Annotated in this window: 4 protein-coding genes and 1 pseudogene; 4 read left to right on the forward strand and 1 reads right to left on the reverse strand. The window is 29.0% G+C overall.

Translation table 11 applies throughout. From position 1 onward, the window contains the following. A pseudogene (locus METFODRAFT_RS12000) lies at positions 1-143 on the reverse strand (IS701 family transposase); the annotation flags it as partial. A 421-nt stretch (positions 144-564) separates the two neighbouring features. Between METFODRAFT_RS12000 and METFODRAFT_RS09505 the strand changes: the two are divergent. The 4 genes from METFODRAFT_RS09505 to METFODRAFT_RS10450 all read left to right on the forward strand — a co-directional run. After that, the gene (locus tag METFODRAFT_RS09505) at positions 565-936 is read left to right on the forward strand and encodes a CBS domain-containing protein (protein ID WP_007045412.1); all 372 of its coding nucleotides are present in this window, start codon (positions 565-567) and stop codon (positions 934-936) included. A gap of 311 nt (positions 937-1,247) precedes the next feature. Beyond that, positions 1,248-1,475 (forward strand): hypothetical protein, encoded by a 228-nt coding sequence (locus tag METFODRAFT_RS11675; protein WP_007045413.1) that lies wholly within the window; start codon positions 1,248-1,250, stop codon positions 1,473-1,475. After that, positions 1,445-1,846: a V4R domain-containing protein gene (locus METFODRAFT_RS09515; RefSeq protein WP_245529002.1), complete on the forward strand. Its 402-nt coding sequence runs from the start codon at positions 1,445-1,447 to the stop codon at positions 1,844-1,846. The genes METFODRAFT_RS11675 and METFODRAFT_RS09515 overlap by 31 nt, the downstream gene beginning before the upstream one ends. 68 nt (positions 1,847-1,914) lie before the next feature. Next, a partial coding sequence (locus tag METFODRAFT_RS10450) for a transposase (protein WP_007045415.1) occupies positions 1,915-2,046 on the forward strand: 132 nt, incomplete at its 3' end.

The raw sequence follows: 2,046 nt of genomic DNA on the forward strand, positions 1-2,046 counted from the left end.
TCATTCCAAGAATTCGATTTATGGTATCGTGAGATACGTTTATTCCGAAAATAGCGTAATGTTTTAGATAGTTCTATACACGAATTAAACTCTGACAATAGAAGAAAGAGCATATAAACAATTGCATTCGCTTTTTTGAGAATATTCTCACCATAAACAATTTTTATTCGAAAAATAGTAAAATGTTGTGGTAGAAATATCTTATCATAAATGCTATATCATTATATTCGAATATGCTTGCGAAAGTCCTATTTTAATTAACAGACACATAATACATCTTTGTTTTTATATGGTGAAAAATGAATTCTTATGAAAAATTAATAAAAAATCATGGTTAAAAATGTATGGTTTTCTCTGGAATTATAAAGAATATGGACTTTAAATTGATGTTGCTAAACACGTCCAAATTTGTGTGTTAATGTAAGAACTGATGCATCAGATACAGGGGACAATATTGGCTTTTTATAGCATTCTACTACAGAACATGCTCTAAATTACGTCTGAATGTTTACACAATAAACATTATGCCTTTTGCGATAATCATGAAATAGGGATTAAAAGGGGATGATAGTAATGAAAGTTAAAGAAATCATGAATAAGGATTTTATAGAATTCTCTCCAAATGATATTGGGGGAGAAGTTGTACAGACACTCTACAAAAAAAGAAAAAACTACGCCCCAGTTTTAGAAGATGGAAAACTTGTGGGGTGGTTAACATCTCTTGATTTACTTGCAGGATGTAAGCATTCAAAAATTGAAGATTTAATGCTGTTTATTGATGAAATAAAAGTTTTAAATGAAAATGATGCGTTAACGGGGGAGATTATCGAAGAGATGATTAAAAATGAAGATATTGCATATCCTGTTACCAATGATAATGATGAAGTTGTTGGAACATTGAGTGTTTTTGATTTGTTAAAATTTTATAAAAAGTAATTTATATTTCTTAAAATTTCTTTTAATTTTTTCGAAATTCGTCTATTTTTTTTTAAATTTATGCGAAAAAAACACAGATAAGGTTATTATTCACTTTGCCCCATTGATTAAGTGTATAGTTATTTGCGAAATTTCTTTCATATATTTAATTATATAAAATTTCTAAAAGAAAGATAAACTAACCTTGAATTTTCCAAAATATTCTATGCTTTTAATTCCATTGATGGTTATGCTACTTACAACACAAACAACTATATAAAATTTTTGCAAACGGATATAATTAGGTGAGATAAGGATTTGAAGGTGAGATATTGCATATCCAACTAAAATTAGATAAGGAAATGATTGAGATTTTTAAAGGGATTATGGTAGATAAAGGGGATGATTTACCAGATGATGAAGAATTGGTCAATGATGTGGTTGAGCATTTAAAAAAGGGGTTTGATAAAGAAAAAATGACATTTGACGAAAAAAATACACTGACAGAAAAATTAAGGGGCATATTCCATTGGAACTTTTTAGAGTTATGTCATACATAGCAATAAAAAAAATTAAAGAGAAGGGTTCTGAAATAACTTTGTATGAGATTGGGTATGAATTTGGAAAGTTTTTAAAGCCAAAAAACATTAGGGAATTAAAAACATTTTTTAGAAAAAACAATTTGGGAATTTTAGAGATTGAAAGTAGAAAACCGTTTATTTTGAAAGTAAGGGAATGTGCAATGTGTGGTGGTTTGGAGATTAACGAGCCAATTTGTTACTTTGATGCTGGATTACTTGCGGGAGCCTTGGAATGCATATTAAATAAAACTGTTGTAGTTGATGAAATAAAATGTATGGGCCAAGGGTATGATGCCTGTTACTTTAAGATTGGGGTTGTAAATAATAACCCCACTATTTCCGAATATTGAACTATATTCCATACGCTCATCTTCACTTACAATTACATATATAAATAATAATCGCAATATATAATTTTATGAGCGTCGAAGTATATAAGTTATTCATACCAAAGGATGAGGAGTGTATTGCAATTATAAGGGAGATTAGATGGAGTGATAGGTATATTTGCCCATATTGTGGTTCGAAAGATGTTGTTTTAAAAGGCAAA

Source organism: Methanotorris formicicus Mc-S-70, assembly GCF_000243455.1.
GTDB lineage: Archaea > AGJL01 > Methanococci > Methanococcales > Methanococcaceae > Methanotorris > Methanotorris formicicus.

What these genes read in the sequence shown, in the direction of transcription:
- METFODRAFT_RS09505 (WP_007045412.1), top strand. Translation starts at nt 565, where the DNA reads ATGATAGTAATGAAAGTTAAAGAAATCATGAATAAGGATTTTATAGAA.